Raw genomic sequence first — 16105 nt, 5'->3', positions numbered from 1 at the left:
ACCCATCGAAGGGGTCCGATAGTTCGCTCGCTTGTTTGCTGGCCGAACTTCGAACCGCGCGGCGACGCGGCCGAAATACGTCTAAAAACGGTATCACGCACCGGCCGTTCGATCGGGACTTACGACAAGGTGGCGGCCAGCGCCGCACCGCGACGGATCACTGACCGTTTGCTGAGGCCGCGTCGCTCGAAACGTCAAGTGTGGCAATCGGGTACAGCCCGGAGCCGTCGCGGCCGTCCCGCGCCAGCGCCATCGGGGCGTAGTTGACCACGTGCGAGGCGCCCGGGATGTGCTGTTGCCATTCGACCGAGGCGCGCAGTGTGTAGTGACCGGGCGCCAGGCCGGCGACGTCCACCTGCACCGACTCGCTGGCCGACTCCGCAACCGGCTCCTCACGCGACTGGCTGGATTCGTCGTGAACCAACGTCTTGAGGTTGACGGTCGCCGGCAGGCTGCGAACCACCGCACCCGAGAAATCCACCAGCTTGTAGCCGGGCACCCAGCGCTCGGTGGCCGCCGCCGAGCCGTAATTGGTCCAGTCGACCGAAATCGTGGCCACCTTGCCCTGGATCGATTGCGATCCCGGCTTCGCCTCGACCGAGTACCGGTAACCGGCAAAGGTATTGGCCTGGCTCCACAACTGGAACAGCTTGGGATCCATCGCCGAGGACGCATCGCGGTCCGGGAAATCGGCGCTCGACGTCATCGACACGTGATACCGGATGACGTCGTGCAGGCCCTTCTCGTAATACGACCGGGCATCGGCTCCGCTCGGCAAGCGGCACCACTGGCTGATCACCAGCGCGGTCATCAGCCGCTGCTTGATCGCGTTGACCACCGCGTCGTTGGACTGCACGTAGTGCGAGTCGTTGGCCTCGGCCCATTCCGGCAGGGGGGCCTGCACCCCGAGGCAGTCGGCGCGGACGCCGACCGGTGCCGCCAACTTCTTGGTGACGTCGTCGGCGAACAGCTGGCGGACGATCTCCGGGTTCTGCGGAGCCACCACCAGCTGGGTGTGCGGGAAGGCGTCCGTGTTGGCCGCGACCAGCTGCGCGATGGAGGCCTTGGTGATGCTCTGGTCACGGAACTGGCTGTAGTAGCCGAGCTTCACCGCGCTGTCGTCGGGGGCGGGGCCCGGCGCGCTCAGCGAGTCGCGCAGGTAAGCGAGCTGGTTCTGGCCGAAGTCCCCGTACCCGGAGAACTCGAACACGCTGAGCCGCTCGTCGCCGTCGTAGCGGCGGCCGAGTGCGGCCAGCAGCTGGCCGACGCCGTTGAGGTAGTCGGGGTCGTTGAAGTTCGGCACCACCTGGGTCACGCCCGGGGCGGAACCGTTCGGCGGCGCGGGATAGCTGGCGGCCGACGGGCGCAGCCAGTCCGGAATCGCGATGTTGGTGTTGTCGGCGTAGGAGTCGTTGCAGCAGGACTTGTAGACGTACACGCCCAGGGTCAGGCGCATGTTGCGGGAGCCGAGCTTGGCCAGCGCGTCGTCGATGGCGCTGAAATCGAACTTGCGGTCATCGGGTGCGTCCGGTGGCAACGTGCGCGGGTCGACGGGCTGCAACTGCCGCCACGAGACGCGCAGGCTGGCGTCGTACGACGCAGGCCAGGCGGAGTATCGCTGTTGCGCCGAATTGCCTTGCGGGAAAAGCGGATTCAGCATCTCCTCGTACTGGCCCCGCAGCGGGTTGGGAATCTCCTGCGCGGTGGGCGGGATAGCCGGGCTGACCATCGCCGACAGCGGCCCGGGGTCGCTCCTGCCGCCGCAGCCGCTGAGCCCCACCGCCGCGCACACGACAGCGGCCAGCGCGCGTTTCCTCGATGAGCACACCATGTGACGTCAGATCGCGCCCGACGACAGCGGCCCGCGCGACCGCGCCGGCGCGGCGCCCGGCCCGGTCATAGCTGTCATCGTCGTCAAGGTTGCTTCTCCCGATACACACCGATGCGCGGGTAAGTGGCCCCGCATTTTGCGCGTTCCAGTGGTGCGTGCAGGCGGCCCGGGGCAGGCCACGAATTGGCGTAGCGCAGCGTATCATGCGCCTTTCGGCATGGCTTCGTCGCAGCTCAGCGGGGGTGCACGCGGTTAATCGCCCCGCACCGACCCATACCGTGCAGTGAGACGGGTCACAATCGCGGGCGCGCCTGTCACGCTCGGCGGGGCTGCGGTGTCTCAAGGGCACAGGTCCTCACCAGAAGGAGACAGCCATGAAGGCCCCCCAAAGAACCCATGTCGTCGTTGTCGGCGCCGGATACGCCGGAACACTGGCGGCCAACCGTCTGCGCCAGCGCCCGGACATCGACATCACCGTGGTGAACCCGCGACCGGTCTTCGTCGAGCGGATCCGCTTGCACCAGTTGGTTGCCGACACCGGCACGGCGACCGCCGACTACGCGTCGTTGCTCGGCGACGGGATCCAGCTGATCGTCGACTCCGTCGATCACATCGACACCGCCGGGCGCCGGGTCGCGCTGGCCTCGGGCGCCGAGCTGATCTACGACTACCTGATCTACGCCGTCGGAAGCACCGGCGCCACCGCGTCGACGGTGCCCGGCTACGCCGAGTTCGCGCATTCGGTCGCCGATCTGGACAGCGCGCAGCGGCTGCGCTACGCGCTCACCGATCTGCCGCTGCCCGCAGCCATCACCGTGGTCGGTGGCGGGTTGACCGGCATCGAGACGGCCGCCGAGCTCGCCGAGGGCGGGCGCCCGGTGACCCTGGTGTGCGGTCCGGTGCTCGGTCCGTCGCTGAGCAAGCGGGGCCGGCGCTCGGTGGCCAAGCGGCTGCGGCGCCTGGGCGTCAACGTGCTGGAGTCCGTGGCGGTGGCCGAGGTGCGCTGGGATGAGGTGGTGCTCACCGACGGCGTGGTGCTGCCCAGCGCTCTCACCATCTGGACGGCCGGATTCGCCGTGCCGGACCTGGCCGCGCGCAGCGGGTTGCACACCGACCCGATGGGCCGGCTGCTCACCGACGAGACGCTCACCAGCATCGACGACGAGCGCGTCGTCGCCGCGGGTGACGCCGCCGCGCCGTCCGGCCGGCCGTTGCGGATGAGTTGCCAGGCCGCCGGCCCGATGGGGGCCCAGGCCGCCAACACCGTGCTCGCCCGCATCGCCGGCGACACCCCCGCGGTGCTGAGCCAGGCGTTCGTCGGGCAGTGCATCAGCCTGGGCCGCAGGCACGCGACGTTCCAGATGGCGCGCACGGACGACACCCCGGTGAACACGTTCCTCGGTGGCCGGGCGGCGGCTTCGCTCAAGGAAGCGGTCTGCAAGGGCACGGTGTGGTCGATCCGGCGGGAGGCGGCCAAGCCAGGTTCGTATCGCTGGATCAAGGGCGGCAAGCGGCCCGCGCAGTCCCCGGTCGACGAGGAGGTCGCAGCGCGATGACGCAAGCACCGGCCGGCAGCGAGCACGCCGAACGGTTCACCCTGCTGCGGCCACTGCTGTTCACCATCGCCTACGAGATGCTGGGCTCGGCGACCGAGGCCGACGACGTCTTGCAGGACAGCTATCTGCGGTGGGCGGCGGTCGACTTGGCGACGGTGCGCGACACCAAGTCGTATCTGGCCCAGCTGGTCACCCGCCAGGCGCTGAACTCGCTGCGGGCCGGTGCTCGCCGGCGCGAGGACTACGTGGGGCCGTGGCTGCCCGAGCCCCTGCTGCTCGACGAGCAGGATCCCTCGGCCGACGTCGTTCTGGCGGAGTCGATTTCGATGGCGATGCTGGTGTTGCTGGAGACGTTGAGTCCCGACGAGCGGGCGGTGTTCGTGCTGCGCGAGGTGTTCGGGTTCGACTACGGCGAGATCGCCGAGGCGGTGGGCAAGCCGGCGCCCACCGTGCGGCAGGTCGCGCACCGGGCTCGCGAACACGTGCGGGCCCGGCGCAAGCGCTTCGACTCGGTGGACCCCGAACGCAACGCCGAGATCACCGCGCAGTTTCTGGCCACCGCGGCCGGTGGCGATGTGGAAGCGCTGATGACGATGCTCGCCCCGGACGCCACCTGGACGGCCGACAGCGGCGGCGTGGTGAGCGCCGCCCGCCGGCCGGTGGTCGGCGCCGAGAAGGTGGCCCGCGCGATCGCCGGCCTGATGCGCCGGGCCGCGGCCCTCGGCACGATGCGGGTGGACATGGTGACCTGCAACAGCGCCCCGGCGGTGCTGCTCTACCTAGGCGAGCAGCTCGAGGGCGTGATCACGCTGGAGATCGCCGAGGGCAAGATCACCAATTTCTACGTGATGCGCAACCCGCAGAAGCTGGCCGCGCTGGCCACCGCGCGCGACATCAGCCGCGGCTGAGCCCGGCCGGGCACCGCCGGTGCGAAACGCCGCCGCTCTGTCAAGCTAGGGCTGTGCGAATCGACCGGCTCGGCGATCTTGGCGCCGCACCCCAGGTGCTGCGCGCCGTGGGTGACGCCACCCGCCGGCTGGGTCTGCCGCCGCCCGCCGCGCTGACCGGCGAGTGGTTCGGCGCCCTGGCGGTGATCGCGCCGAGCCTGTCGGTGCGCCCGGTGCATGCCGACGACGTGTTCGCGGTCGAGGCGTCGCAGACGCCGGAGCCGCACGCGGTGGGCGGCGGCTGGATCGGCTACCTGTCCTACCCCGACCCCGGCGCCGATGCCCAGCCCAACCGCGTTCCCGAGGCCGCCGGCGGCTGGACCGACTGCGTGCTGCGCCGTGACCGAAACGGGCACTGGTGGTACGAGAGCCTCTCCGGCGCGCCGATGCCGGGGTGGCTCGACACCGCGCTGGCCGCACCACCGGCCGCGCCGCGCGAATGCCACATCGATTGGGGCACCGCCGACCGGGCGGCGCATCGCGACGGGGTGCTGGCCTGCCTGGAGGCCATCCGCGCCGGAGAGGTCTACCAGGCCTGCGTGTGCACGCAGTTCACCGGGACGGTCACCGGCGCCCCGCTCGACTTCTTCATCGAGGGCGTCGCGCGCACCTCCCCCGCCAGGGCGGCGTACGTCGCGGGCACCTGGGGAGCGGTGGCGTCGCTGTCCCCCGAGCTCTTCCTGCAACGGCGCGGCGCCGTCGTCACCTCGAGCCCGATCAAGGGCACCTTGCCGCTGGATGCCTGGCCGGCGGCGTTGCGCGCGTCGGCCAAAGAGGTCGCCGAGAACATCATGATCGTCGACCTGGTCCGCAACGACCTCGGCCGAGTCGCGCTCACCGGCACGGTGACCGTGCCCGAGTTGCTGGTGGTGCGGCGGGCCCCCGGCGTGTGGCACCTGGTGTCGACGGTGTCCGCGCAGGTCCCCGCCGACTTGCCGACGTCGGCGCTGCTGGACGCCACCTTCCCGCCGGCCTCCGTCACCGGGACGCCCAAACACCGTGCCCGACAACTGCTCTCGCAGTGGGAGCCGAACCGCCGTGGAATATATTGCGGAACAATAGGATTGGCCTCACCGGTGGCCGGCTGCGAGCTGAACGTCGCCATCCGCACCGTCGAATTCGATGCCGCGGGCGCCGCCGTGCTCGGCGTCGGCGGCGGGATCACCGCCGACTCCGACCCGGACGCCGAGTGGGCCGAATGCCTGCACAAGGCGTCCCCGATCGTCGGGATGCCGTCCATCGCCGTCGCGAGCCCGGCCGGCTGACCGCGCGGCCTCAGTCGCGTCGGGACTGCAACACCGCGTCGTAGAGCTGGCGCGAACGCACCCCCGGATGGGCGGCGGCCACCTCCCCGCAGGCGTCCTTGATGCGGGTGCCGCCGGCGACCAGCTCCTCGACCTCGACAACCAGCGACGGCAGGTCGGCGCTCGGGGTGGCGCCGGCCAGCACCACGGTGATCTCACCGAGCACACCGTCGGCCGCCCACGCCGCCAGCTCGTCGAGCGACCCGCGCACCACCTCCTCGTGCACCTTGGTCAGCTCCCGACAGACCGCCGCCCGGCGTGCGCCGCCGAGCCGCTCGACGGCGTCCTGCAGGCAGGCGGACAACCGGCGCGGCGATTCGAAGAACACACAGGTGCGCCGCTCGTCGGCCAGTGAGTCCAGCCAGGTCCGCCGCGCCGATTTCTTGCGCGGCGCGAATCCCTCGAAGCAGAACTTCTCGGCCGGTAGGCCGGACAGGGCCAGCGCGGTCGTCACCGCCGATGGCCCCGGCAGGCATCCCACCGGCAGTCCGGCCTCCACGCAGGCCGTCACCAGCCGGTAGCCGGGGTCGCTGATCAGCGGCATCCCGGCGTCGCTGACCACCAGCACCGTCGCACCCGCGCGGATCGCCTCGATCACCGACTCCACCCGGGCGTTCTCGACCTGGTCGAACATGCTGATCACCCGACCGGTGATCCGCACCTCGAGGGCCTTGGCCAGGGTGCGCACCCGGCGGGTGTCCTCGGCGGCCACCACATCGGCTCGGGCCAGGGCGTCCAGCAGGCGGGGGGAGGCGTCCGACGGCTGGCCCAGGGGGGTCGCGCCCAGCAGCAGGCGGCCGGTGGTCATGACCGACAGCCTACGATCGACACCGATGACTGCCCTGACCCGCGAATCCCCCTTGAATCTGGAGGGTGCCGACCAGGAACGCGTGGTGCCCGTCGTCAGCCCCGGGCCGCTGGTGCCGGTGGCCGATTTCGGCCCGACCGATCAGGTCCGCGGCTGGGTGGTGACCGGGGTGATCACCCTGGTGGCGGCGGTGACCCGGTTCCTCAACCTGGGCTCACCCACCGACGGCGGCACCCCCGTCTTCGACGAGAAGCACTACGCGCCGCAGGCCTGGCAGGTGCTGCACAACCACGGTGTGGAGGACAATCCCGGGTTCGGCCTGGTCGTGCACCCACCGGTCGGCAAGCAGCTGATCGCCCTCGGCGAGGCGATCTTCGGCTACAGCGGAATCGGCTGGCGGTTCACCGGCGCGCTGCTCGGTGTGGTGATGGTGGCGCTGGTGATGCGGATCGTCCGGCGGATCAGCCGCTCGACGCTGGTCGGCGCCATCGCCGGGGTGCTGGTGATCTGCGACGGCGTCAGCTTCGTCGCCTCGCGGACGGCCCTGCTCGACGGCATCCTCACGTTCTTCGTGGTCGCGGCGTTCGGCGCGCTGATCGTCGACCGAGACCAGGTACGCCAACGAATGCACATCGCGCTGCAGGAGGGCCGCAACGCCGACACGGTGTGGGGCCCGCGGCTGGGCGTGCGGTGGTGGCGCTTCGGCGCCGGGATCCTGCTCGGATTGGCTTGCGGCACAAAGTGGTCCGGCCTGTACTTCGTGCTGTTCTTCGGGGCCATGTCACTCGCGTTCGATGTGGCCGCGCGGCGCCAGTACCAGGTCACCCGGCCCTGGCTGGGGACGCTGCGACGCGATCTCGCCCCGACCGTCTATGCGCTGGCCGTCATGCCGGTGCTGGTGTACCTGGCCAGCTACGCACCGTGGTTCGCCTCCGAGACCGCCATCGACCGGCACGAGGTGGGCCAGACGATCGGCCCGCATTCGCTGGTGCCGCTGCCCGACGCCATCCGGTCGCTGTGGCATTACACCGCCAAGGCATTCCAATTCCATGCGGGATTGACGAATTCCGCCGGCAACTACCACCCGTGGGAATCGAAGCCGTGGAGTTGGCCGATGTCGCTGCGACCGGTGCTTTATGCCATCGACGAGCAGAACGTCGCCGGGTGCGGCGCGCAATCGTGCGTCAAGGCCGAGATGCTGGTGGGCACCCCCGCGATGTGGTGGCTGGCGGTGCCGGTCCTGGTTTTCGCGTTGTGGCGCATGCTGGTCCGCCGCGACTGGCGTTACGCCGCGGTGCTGGTCGGCTACTGCGCGGGCTGGCTGCCCTGGTTCGCCGACATCGATCGGCAGATGTACTTCTTCTATGCGGCGACCATGGCGCCGTTCCTGGTGATGGCCATCGCGCTGATTTGCGGCGACATTCTCTATACCCCGGGCGCCCCACCCCGGCGGCTGCGGCTGCAGGCGAATTCGGAGCGGCGCACGCTGGGGCTGATCGCCGTGTGCTGTTACGTGGCCTTAGTCGTGACGAACTTCGCATGGCTGTTCCCGGTGCTCACCGGTCTGCCGATTTCGCAGCAGACGTGGAACATGGAGATCTGGCTGCCCAGCTGGCGCTAGCTAGCTACGCCAGCAGGTCACGGGCGACGGGGCAGGACATACACCGGGGCCCGCCGCGGCCGGTGCCCAGTTCGGATCCGGCGATGGTCAGCACCTCGATGCCGGCGTCCTGCTGGCGGATGTTGGTCTGCACGTTGCGCTCGTAGGCGACCACCACGCCGGGGGCGAGCGCCAGCGTGTTGTTGCCGTCGTCCCACTGCTCGCGCTCGGCGACGACGGGATCGAGCCCCGTGTCGATGACCCGCAGCTTGTCGATCTCCATCGCCTTGGCCGCGGCCTCCAGGAAAGGGGCCTCGTCGCTGATCGCAACCCCGTCCGGGGTGCGCGCAATGGTGAACGCCGACAACGAGTCGACGATGTTGGCGTACATCACCACCGTATCGGTGTCGACCATCGTGCACACCGTGTCCAGGTGCATCTGGGCGCGCCGCTGAGCGATCGGCACCGCGAGCACCGTGTTAGTCAGGTCATCGTCGAACAGGCTGCGGGCCAACGCTTCCGCGCCGGCCGGAGTGGTCCGCTCGCCGACCCCCACGGCGACCACGCCGGGCGCCAGCAGCAGCACGTCACCGCCCTCGACGGGGGCGGTCCGCGACTCGTAGGCACGTCGCACGCCGGTGAACCGTGGGTGGTGGGCGTAGATGAGATCGGTCAGCGACGCCTCGCGGATGCGGGCGCGCAGCGCCAGCGTCGGGATCACCACCCGCTGGCCGATCCAAATGGACGAGTCGCGGGTGAAGACCAGGTTGGGCAGCGGTTCGATGACGAAATCGCCGCCGTGGTGCATGCGCAGCACCAGCGACACGTCGGTCCGGGTGTCGGAGGGCAATTCGTTGAACGTCATGCCGGCCATCAGCACCTGGGCCAGCCGGGCCGGCTCGAGCCCCCGCAGGTAACCCGAAAGTTCTTGCGCCAACGGCACTCCGAGTCGTCGTGCGTCGACGGCGGCCGCGACGCCCTGCATCCGGGCGGCTCCGCTGTGCGTCAGAGCCTCGGTGAGCAGGTCCGACAACAGCAGCACCTCGATGCCGCGGGACCGCAGCAGCGCGGAGAACTGGTCATGCTCGTCCTGGGCCCGGGCGACCCACGGCAGGCCGTCGAACAGCAGCTGGTCGACGTTGCGCGGATTGAGGCGGAGCAGCTCGGCGCCGGGGCGGTGCAGGATGACCACGCGCAGCGCGCCGACCTCGGAATTGGTGCCCAGCTCAACAACACCCACAGCTCAACCGTAGCGGCGCCGGCCCGCGGGGTCGCGCCACACGCCCCGTCGCGCGCCGCACGCGATCGAACGGATGTGCGATAAACTCAGTTCCGTGGAGATCGCGGTCCAAGGCTCCCTGTTCCAGCACACCGAGCGCAGGCAACTCGGTGATGGCGCGTTCATCGAGATCCGTGCCGGCTGGCTCACCGACGCCGATGACCTGCTGGACGCCCTGCTGTCGACGGTGCCGTGGCGCGAGGAGCGCCGGCAGATGTACGACCGGGTCGTCGACGTGCCGCGGCTGCTGAGCTTTCACGACCTCACGGTGGGCGAGCCCCCGCATCCGGAGCTGGCCCGACTGCGTCGCCGGCTCAACGACATCTACGCCGGCGAGCTCGGTGAGCCGTTCACCACGGTCGGGTTGTGTTGCTATCGCGACGGCTCGGACAGCGTGGCCTGGCACGGCGACACCATCGGCCGCAGCAGTTCGGAGGACACCATGGTGGCGATCGTCAGCCTGGGCGCCACCCGCTCGTTCGCGATGCGACGCCGCGGCGGCGGCCCGTCGCTGCGACTGCCGCAGGCGCACGGCGACCTGCTGGTGATGGGTGGGTCGTGCCAACGCACCTGGGAACACGCGGTGCCCAAGACGACGGCGTCCGTCGGCCCCCGGGTGAGCATCCAGTTCCGGCCGCGCGGCGTGCGCTGAACGCCGGCTGCGCACGAGCGTCAGGTGCGCACCGCGGACACCGCTTTGACGAGCAGGTCACGCGCCCGCTGGGTGTCAACCGGGGCGACGGGTTGATTGGGAAGTACCAGCGGGTTGGCGATGACGATCACCTGGTAATCGCCGAATGCGGCCGAATAGTCGTACAGCTCACCGGTGCGCGGACCGCCGGGTGTCAGCGCCTGCATGACGCGATGCACGCCCAGCGTGCGGGTGCTCTCGATCTGTGGCACCTCGACCACCTGAACACCGCCCCGCATCTGCGGTCCGGTGAAGGTCACCTTGTTGCAATCCTTCCCGGGATCGTTGAACGGCAACGCTTTTGACGTCTCCAGCGCGATCACCACGAACCGGTTGCCGCGGCCCTCGGCGGTGACCGCGGACATGTTGCCCTGCAGGTCCGCCGGCATGTCCGGCCCGGCCGCCACTTTCGCACAGTTCGCCGGGTCGAACGTCAACCCGTCGGGCAGTTTGCGGCCCGCCAGCAGCTTGGGATCGATTCCCCGTTTGCTGATGTCGCTGACCTTGAAGTCGGGTCCGAAGCTGGACTTCACGTCGATGACCTTGCTGATGTCGACCTTTGCCGAGTGAGTGGTCGAAGAGCAGCCGGCCAGGACGCAGACAGCCGCGACCGCGAGCAACACCTTGGACATCGTGGCCAATCTACCCAAGCGGGTAACTCAGCTGCGCAACGTGGACACCGTTTTGGCGAGCAGATCCGCGGCGAATTGCGGCGGCAGCACCGGAAGCGCCGAACCCGGATCTGTGGTCAGCGTGGTGAAAGCGTAGTAGTTGCCCAGGTACGCGGTGAATGTGTAGGTGCGCGAATCTATTTCGGTGCCCGATTCCACGGAGGACTTCACGTCTGCCACCATGCCTACGGTGTCGACACCATCGATGTGCGGCGCGTCGGTGAGGTGGACGTGCACCACGGTGCGCCCGGCGGACTCCGACCACTGCGGACACGAGGCGAGCAGGTCGTCCGGGAAATCCACCGGCTCCGGCAAAGCCACCACCACCGCGTCGACGATGCCGCCGCTCCCCGATCCCGATACGCCCTGCGCCGACTGATCGCGCCCGTTCCCGGGATCGGCCAGCGTCCCGCATTTGGCCGGCTTGGCCTGCAGGTCGTCCCCCAGGCTCCAGATCACCCTCGGTGAGGCCGCGCTGGGGATCCCGGTGGTCACCTCGTAACCGGGCGGCAGGTCCCGAACGACTCGTTTGATGTTGGCGGGGTTGACGGTAACGGTATTCGGGGGCGGCGATTTTGCCGGAACGGCCGGCGGTTTGGGCGCGGGTGAATGAGCGCAGCCGACGACCGCCAACGTGAGCGCGGTAGCCATCGCCGGGCCAATCCAGAACGGCCGCATGAGCAGTTGATAGCACAGGACACAACCGCACCCGGTCGTCCCACGCGCGCGCCGCCTCAGCCGACCGCCGCGATCACCTGCCGGGCCACGCGCTTGATCTGCTCGGCCTCCGCACGCCGCAGGTGGCGCGGGTGGGGCACGTCGATCACGGTGGTGATGACGCCGATGTCTTCGCGCTGCCAGACGGCGCCGTAGCGGTCCATGATCGCGCGCATCGGTCCGTTGTCGGAAAGCATTCGGGCGGAGAACCTTTCGACGCCGTCGACCTCAGCCGCGATGGACAGTGCGCTGATCAGGAAGGTGCCGATCCCACGGCCCTGATAGGCGTCGGCGACCGTGAAGGCAATCTCGGCGACCGTCGGGTCGTTCGCATCACGCACGAAGCGCGCGTCGGCCACCGGGTCGCTGCCGTCGGTGACCACCCACACGAAGTGATCGACGTAGTCGACCTCCGACAGGTAGTGCATCAGCGCCGGGGTGGGAAGCCGCGGGGTCATGAAGCGCCGATACAAGGTGTCGCTGGAGAAGTAGACGTGTCCGTGCACGGTGCGCTCACTATCGCCGGGCAGCACCGGACGCAGCAACAGCAGGGTGCCGTCACGCACGCGGATCGGGATCGGCGTGATGAACGCGGCGAGACGCTGGCGCACGGTGCGCAGCAGCCGCGGCATGATGCCGGGGATGTGCACCAAGCTGGTGAACGCCTCGGTGTCACCGATCCAACCGGTCAGCGGTTCCGCGGTGGTCACCGTCGCGGTCCGGGGAATGTCACGCAGCAGGGCGATCTCGCCGACGATCATGCCCGGGGACGCGTGCTCGACGATCACCACGCCGTCGTCACCGACGTGGGTGATCTCGGCGGTACCCGACGAGATCAGCAGAAACGAGACGGCCTGCTCCCCCTGCCGCATCAGCACCTGACCGGCCGCGGCGCGCAATGGCTGCAGGCGCGCCGCCAGCGGGGCGAGGTCTTCGGCGGGATGGCCCTTGAAGATGTCCATCGTCGCCAGCTCGTCCACCCGGGCGCCGGTCAGTCCCGCCACCGCTATAGACCGCCGCCCGCAGCATCGCGACACCGCTCTGCGCGTCGCGGTGATGCCATGACCTGCCCGCCTGCTTGCCGTCGTCTGCCGCTCCGGGCCGAACACCCCGGACGCGGTCGGTTGTTGCCAGGTTATGAGCAGGGTCGCGGCCCGGCAAGGATGCGGGGCAAGTCACCGCATTGCGCGCCACCTGTCGAGGTCCGCTGAGCAGCGACAGTTAGGCGGCTCGGGCGCTCAATATCAGTTCGACGGCCGCGGCAAGATCGTCGACCACGAAGTCAGCGTCGTCGGCGGCCCCGCCACCCGGACGGAGCAGGATGGTCGCCGTCCCGGCCGCCCGCCCGGCCAGCATGTCGATGTCGCTGTCGCCGATCATGACCGAGTCGGCCAGGTCGAAATCGTGCTCTCTGGCCGCACGTACCAACATGCCGGCCAGCGGCTTGCGACAGTCGCAGCTGTTCGCCGCGTGCGGACAGTGATAGGCGGCATCGAGTCGCGCGCCGTCGCGCGCCAGCATTTCGTCCAGGCGCCCCTGGGTGGCGGCGAAATCTGCTAAGTTGGCGGTCTTTTCCGATAGCCAGCGCTGGTTGGTCACCAGCACGGTCCGCAGGCCAGCGGCGTTCAGCGCGGCCAGCGCCTCGGCGGCGCCGGGCAACAGCACCAGCTCGGCGGGTGATCGGATGTATTCGCAATCGGCGGCCTTGACGTTGATCGTGCCGTCCCGGTCCAAGAACACGGTGCGCACGGTGCGCAGGTCGGGTGCGGCCATCGTCGACGTCAGGAAGGCCTGGCAAACAGTGCCGCTTCGACCATTTCGCAGATGGAGTGGCCCAGGTGCAGGGATGCTTCCTGGATCCGCCCGGTGTCGTGGCTGGGCACCCGGATGCAGATTTCGGCGACGTCGGCCACCTTGCCGCCGCGTGCGCCGGTGAGCGTCACGGTCGTCATCCCTGCCTGGCCGGCCGCCTCGAGCGCGCGAACGACGTTGGGAGAGTTCCCCGATGTGGTCAGCCCGACCACCACGTCCCCCGGGCGCCCCGCGGCGAGGACCTGACGGGCGAACACCTCGTCGTAGGAATAGTCGTTGCCGATCGCGGTAATCGCCGCGGTGGCGTCGGGGAGGCTGATCGCCGCCAGCCCGGGGCGGTCAAAAGCGAAGCGGCCCATCAGTTCGGCGGCCAGGTGCCCGGCGTCTTGCGCGGATCCCCCGTTGCCGAAAAAGATCACCTTGCCGCCGGCGCGCAACGCTCCGATGATCACGCGGGCCACTTCGACGGTCCGCGCGGCGAAATCGCCCTGCTGCATTTGTTGCTTGACCGCGATGGTCTCGGCAAGCCGCTGCCGCACCAGGTCCACGCTCGGCGGGACGACATCCGACTCGGTCAGGCCTGCCATGTTGTCAATCCCTTGCTCTCGAACGCGAATTCGGTGATCGTGGCGCCGGCGCCCTCGAGGGCTTCGATGAGTCGGTGCTTTTTGGCAAAGTCACAGAACAGCAGGATGTATCCCCCACCACCCGCGCCGGTGAGCTTGCCGCCCAGCGCACCGTTTTTCCGGGCGAGGTCGTAGAGGTCGTCGATGCGCTCGTTGGTGATGTAGGGCGACATGCGTTTCTTTTGACTCCACGCCTCGCCGAGCAGCGCGCCGAAGTCGTTCAGCTTGCCGGTCAGCAGCGCCGCCTTCATCGCGACCGCCAGATCCTTCTGGGCCCGCAGCCCCGCCAGGGTGTCGTCGGAACCCGCTGTGGCGCGCCGGGTTTGGTCCTCGATCACGCGCGCGGAGTCGCGGGTGATGCCGGTGTAGCACAGCAGCAGGCTGAGCTCGAGCTCGAAGGCCGTCTCATCGCGGATCCGCAAAGGATTGACTATCACCCGGTCGGTGAACTCGATGAAGTTGAAGCCGCCGAACGTCGCGGCGTACATGTCCTGAAGGCCGCCCGCGATGCCCAGGTCGTCGCGTTCGATGGCGCACGCAAGCTGGGCGGTCTCGTACTCGCCCATCGGCACCCGGTAGTGCTCGGCGAGCAGGCCGGTGAGGGCGACCATCATCGTCGACGACGAGCCCAGTCCCGAGCCGGGCGGAGCGCTGGAACGCAGCACCAGGTCGTAGCCGTCCGTGCCGTCGCGGCCGAACCTGCGCACCGCGGCCTTGATCAGGTCGAGGCTGCCGTCGCAGAGGATCTCGCTGTCCAGCGTCATCTCATGCGTGGTCTTGAAGTCCACCGACTCGATGCTGACCCGGCGATCGGTACGCGGCGCGAGCGATCCCTGCGCGTAGCGATCGATGGTGGCCGACAGGACGCAGCCGCCTTCGGTCGTCGGGAACGGCGGGACGTCGGTGCCGCCTCCGGCGAACGAGATCCGCAGCGGCGCTCGTGCGCGAATTCGTGGGCGCGTCATGGGGATTCGCGTTGTTGCGGCAGCGTTTTGTCAGAGACCACACCCGCCACGTGCTAATCCCATCGTTTGGCGTCCTGAAGCGCCGCCAGCCTAACAGGGTGATCAGCGCGGTCGCCGGGTTTTCAGACGATCTTTGGACTCGGCTCCACGACGAAATCGACGACGATCGCGGCCATGTCGTCGAGCGCGCGGCGAGCGATGACCTCATAGCCATGGGTGCTCAGCGTGGGCAGGCACAGCAGGCCGGCGCGCGCGGTCAGTCCGTTGGCCTTGGAGTGTGACGCGTCGGATTCAAAGGCGCCGAGCGCGGCCGCCTGTGGCGACAGCTCGCGGTCGGTGGCGATTTTCAGCAACCGGTCGGCGACCTCTTTGTCGTAAACACATAGGGCGTCGCTGTAACCGATGATCGGGCCGCCGGTAACGCTGGTGTTGTATTCGCGTTCGGTGGGGCCGACCTCCAGGGCCAGGGTGAGGTCGCCGGGCAGGGTGGCGCTGGCGTAGGTGCCTCCGACCCCGCCGATCTCTTCGTTGGTGGTGAATACCAGGTAGACGTCGTCGGCGGGCCGTTGTTGGCGCTCGCGCAGCAGGCGTGCGGCGTTCAGCAGGGCGGTCACCGCGGCGCGGTCGTCGAGGAAGTAGGCGCCGACGTAGTCGCCGATCTCGACCATCGATCTCTTGCTGCCGTCGACACACACCCGGGTTCCGGCGTGCACTCCCGCGGCGGTCAGCTCGTCGACGCTGCGCCCGGTGAAAACATAGACGTGATCCCAGTCCAACGCGCGGTCGCCCTGGTCGGGTTTGGTCTCCCAGATTCGCGAGCTCTCCTGGGTGGTGTGCTCGGAGCCGAGAGTCAGTACAGCGGTGAGGGTTTCGTTGTCGCCCAGCACCGCGACCGGACCCAGTCCGAAGTTTCCCGGGTACATGGTGCCAAGCTGCGTCAGATGCAGTGTGCCATCGGGTTCTACGCGCTTGACGATCATGGACAGTTCGTCCATGTGCGCCATCACCCGTGTCGCGGTACCGGGGATGAACTCGGTCCGGTGGCGGTGGTTGGGCGCCCCGGCATCACCGGCCGAGGGGTCGGCCGCGACATAGCCGATCAGGTTGCCGGCGTCATCGGTCCACATGTCGTCGACAAGGGGTTGCAATTCGCGGGCAATGACCGCGCGTACCGCGCCCTCCTGCCCGCACGGCCCGAAGGCCAACAGAAGTTCTTGCAGCAGCTCGTCGGTGGAGTCGCGGTCGCGGTGCGCCATCGGATCCTCTCCGTCTTGGGTTCAGAGGATCAGTACCCGCGC

15 protein-coding genes are annotated in these 16105 nt (G+C 69.1%); 5 read left to right on the top strand and 10 right to left on the bottom strand.

Translation table 11 applies throughout. The annotated features are described in order from the left end of the window. Positions 1–157: 157 nt before the first annotated feature. Entirely contained in the window at positions 158–1831 is a 1674-nt protein-coding gene (locus MTY59_RS14605; protein WP_221041780.1) for a hypothetical protein, read from the bottom strand. A gap of 374 nt (positions 1832–2205) precedes the next feature. Here MTY59_RS14605 and MTY59_RS14600 point away from each other — a divergent pair, with 374 nt between their 5' ends. Genes MTY59_RS14600 through MTY59_RS14590 form a run of 3 tightly spaced genes read left to right on the top strand, consistent with a single transcriptional unit; the run spans position 2206 to position 5599 of the window. Next, positions 2206–3387 (top strand): NAD(P)/FAD-dependent oxidoreductase, encoded by a 1182-nt coding sequence (locus MTY59_RS14600; RefSeq protein WP_221041779.1) that lies wholly within the window; start codon positions 2206–2208, stop codon positions 3385–3387. Next, a complete protein-coding gene (locus tag MTY59_RS14595) occupies positions 3384–4295 on the top strand; it encodes an RNA polymerase sigma-70 factor (RefSeq protein ID WP_221041778.1) in 912 nt (303 codons plus the stop codon). The genes MTY59_RS14600 and MTY59_RS14595 overlap by 4 nt, the downstream gene beginning before the upstream one ends. 53 nt (positions 4296–4348) lie before the next feature. Then, on the top strand, positions 4349–5599 hold the full coding sequence (locus MTY59_RS14590; RefSeq protein ID WP_221041777.1) for an aminodeoxychorismate synthase component I: 1251 nt from the start codon (positions 4349–4351) through the stop codon (positions 5597–5599). A gap of 10 nt (positions 5600–5609) precedes the next feature. Here MTY59_RS14590 and rsmI read toward each other — a convergent pair whose 3' ends face one another. Next, positions 5610–6446, bottom strand: coding sequence for a 16S rRNA (cytidine(1402)-2'-O)-methyltransferase (gene rsmI, locus MTY59_RS14585; RefSeq protein WP_221041776.1), 837 nt, complete (start codon positions 6444–6446; stop codon positions 5610–5612). An 82-nt stretch (positions 6447–6528) separates the two neighbouring features. Here rsmI and MTY59_RS14580 point away from each other — a divergent pair, with 82 nt between their 5' ends. Continuing rightward, complete coding sequence (locus tag MTY59_RS14580) at positions 6529–8067, top strand: dolichyl-phosphate-mannose--protein mannosyltransferase (protein WP_221046450.1); 1539 nt, start codon at positions 6529–6531, stop codon at positions 8065–8067. 4 nt (positions 8068–8071) lie between these two features. Here MTY59_RS14580 and arcA read toward each other — a convergent pair whose 3' ends face one another. Next, positions 8072–9286, bottom strand: coding sequence for an arginine deiminase (arcA, locus tag MTY59_RS14575; protein ID WP_221041775.1), 1215 nt, complete (start codon positions 9284–9286; stop codon positions 8072–8074). 94 nt (positions 9287–9380) lie between these two features. Between arcA and MTY59_RS14570 the strand changes: the two genes are divergently transcribed. Further along, the gene (locus MTY59_RS14570; protein WP_221041774.1) at positions 9381–9977 is read left to right on the top strand and encodes an alpha-ketoglutarate-dependent dioxygenase AlkB; all 597 of its coding nucleotides are present in this window, start codon (positions 9381–9383) and stop codon (positions 9975–9977) included. 20 nt (positions 9978–9997) lie between these two features. Here the strand turns inward: MTY59_RS14570 and MTY59_RS14565 are convergent, their stop codons facing one another. The 7 genes from MTY59_RS14565 to MTY59_RS14535 all read right to left on the bottom strand — a co-directional run bounded on the left by MTY59_RS14565 (position 9998) and on the right by MTY59_RS14535 (position 16063). Then, positions 9998–10648 carry a DUF5642 family protein gene (locus MTY59_RS14565; protein WP_221041773.1) on the bottom strand — a complete coding sequence of 217 codons (651 nt, stop codon included), beginning with the start codon at positions 10646–10648 and terminating at the stop codon, positions 9998–10000. 27 nt (positions 10649–10675) lie between these two features. Further along, positions 10676–11365 carry a DUF5642 family protein gene (locus MTY59_RS14560; RefSeq protein WP_221041772.1) on the bottom strand — a complete coding sequence of 230 codons (690 nt, stop codon included), beginning with the start codon at positions 11363–11365 and terminating at the stop codon, positions 10676–10678. Positions 11366–11421: 56 nt separating this feature from the next. Further along, a complete protein-coding gene (gene pat, locus MTY59_RS14555; protein ID WP_221046449.1) occupies positions 11422–12366 on the bottom strand; it encodes an acetyltransferase Pat in 945 nt (314 codons plus the stop codon). A 259-nt stretch (positions 12367–12625) separates the two neighbouring features. After that, a complete protein-coding gene (locus tag MTY59_RS14550) occupies positions 12626–13177 on the bottom strand; it encodes a D-glycero-alpha-D-manno-heptose-1,7-bisphosphate 7-phosphatase (RefSeq protein ID WP_221041771.1) in 552 nt (183 codons plus the stop codon). Between the two features lie 8 nt (positions 13178–13185). After that, positions 13186–13803: a D-sedoheptulose-7-phosphate isomerase gene (locus tag MTY59_RS14545; RefSeq protein WP_221041770.1), complete on the bottom strand. Its 618-nt coding sequence runs from the start codon at positions 13801–13803 to the stop codon at positions 13186–13188. Then, positions 13791–14807: a GHMP family kinase ATP-binding protein gene (locus MTY59_RS14540; protein WP_221041769.1), complete on the bottom strand. Its 1017-nt coding sequence runs from the start codon at positions 14805–14807 to the stop codon at positions 13791–13793. The genes MTY59_RS14545 and MTY59_RS14540 overlap by 13 nt, the downstream gene beginning before the upstream one ends. A gap of 122 nt (positions 14808–14929) precedes the next feature. Then, positions 14930–16063 carry a M42 family metallopeptidase gene (locus MTY59_RS14535; protein ID WP_221041768.1) on the bottom strand — a complete coding sequence of 378 codons (1134 nt, stop codon included), beginning with the start codon at positions 16061–16063 and terminating at the stop codon, positions 14930–14932. Between the last annotated feature and the right edge of the window lie 42 nt (positions 16064–16105).

The sequence above is a fragment of the Mycobacterium senriense genome, assembly GCF_019668465.1.
In the GTDB taxonomy this organism is placed as follows: Bacteria; Actinomycetota; Actinomycetes; order Mycobacteriales; family Mycobacteriaceae; genus Mycobacterium; species Mycobacterium senriense.
Note: the sequence above shows the minus strand (reverse complement) of the source record. Positions and strands in the feature narration are given on the sequence as shown.

Coding starts and splice junctions, on each gene's coding strand:
- MTY59_RS14605 (WP_221041780.1), bottom strand. CDS start 1,831: ATGGTGTGCTCATCGAGGAAACGCGCGCTGGCCGCTGTCGTGTGCGCG.
- MTY59_RS14535 (WP_221041768.1), bottom strand. CDS start 16,063: ATGGCGCACCGCGACCGCGACTCCACCGACGAGCTGCTGCAAGAACTT.
- MTY59_RS14545 (WP_221041770.1), bottom strand. CDS start 13,803: ATGGCAGGCCTGACCGAGTCGGATGTCGTCCCGCCGAGCGTGGACCTG.
- MTY59_RS14560 (WP_221041772.1), bottom strand. CDS start 11,365: ATGCGGCCGTTCTGGATTGGCCCGGCGATGGCTACCGCGCTCACGTTG.
- MTY59_RS14600 (WP_221041779.1), top strand. CDS start 2,206: ATGAAGGCCCCCCAAAGAACCCATGTCGTCGTTGTCGGCGCCGGATAC.
- MTY59_RS14540 (WP_221041769.1), bottom strand. CDS start 14,807: ATGACGCGCCCACGAATTCGCGCACGAGCGCCGCTGCGGATCTCGTTC.
- MTY59_RS14550 (WP_221041771.1), bottom strand. CDS start 13,177: ATGGCCGCACCCGACCTGCGCACCGTGCGCACCGTGTTCTTGGACCGG.
- MTY59_RS14565 (WP_221041773.1), bottom strand. CDS start 10,648: ATGTCCAAGGTGTTGCTCGCGGTCGCGGCTGTCTGCGTCCTGGCCGGC.
- pat (WP_221046449.1), bottom strand. CDS start 12,366: ATGGACATCTTCAAGGGCCATCCCGCCGAAGACCTCGCCCCGCTGGCG.
- MTY59_RS14595 (WP_221041778.1), top strand. CDS start 3,384: ATGACGCAAGCACCGGCCGGCAGCGAGCACGCCGAACGGTTCACCCTG.
- rsmI (WP_221041776.1), bottom strand. CDS start 6,446: ATGACCACCGGCCGCCTGCTGCTGGGCGCGACCCCCCTGGGCCAGCCG.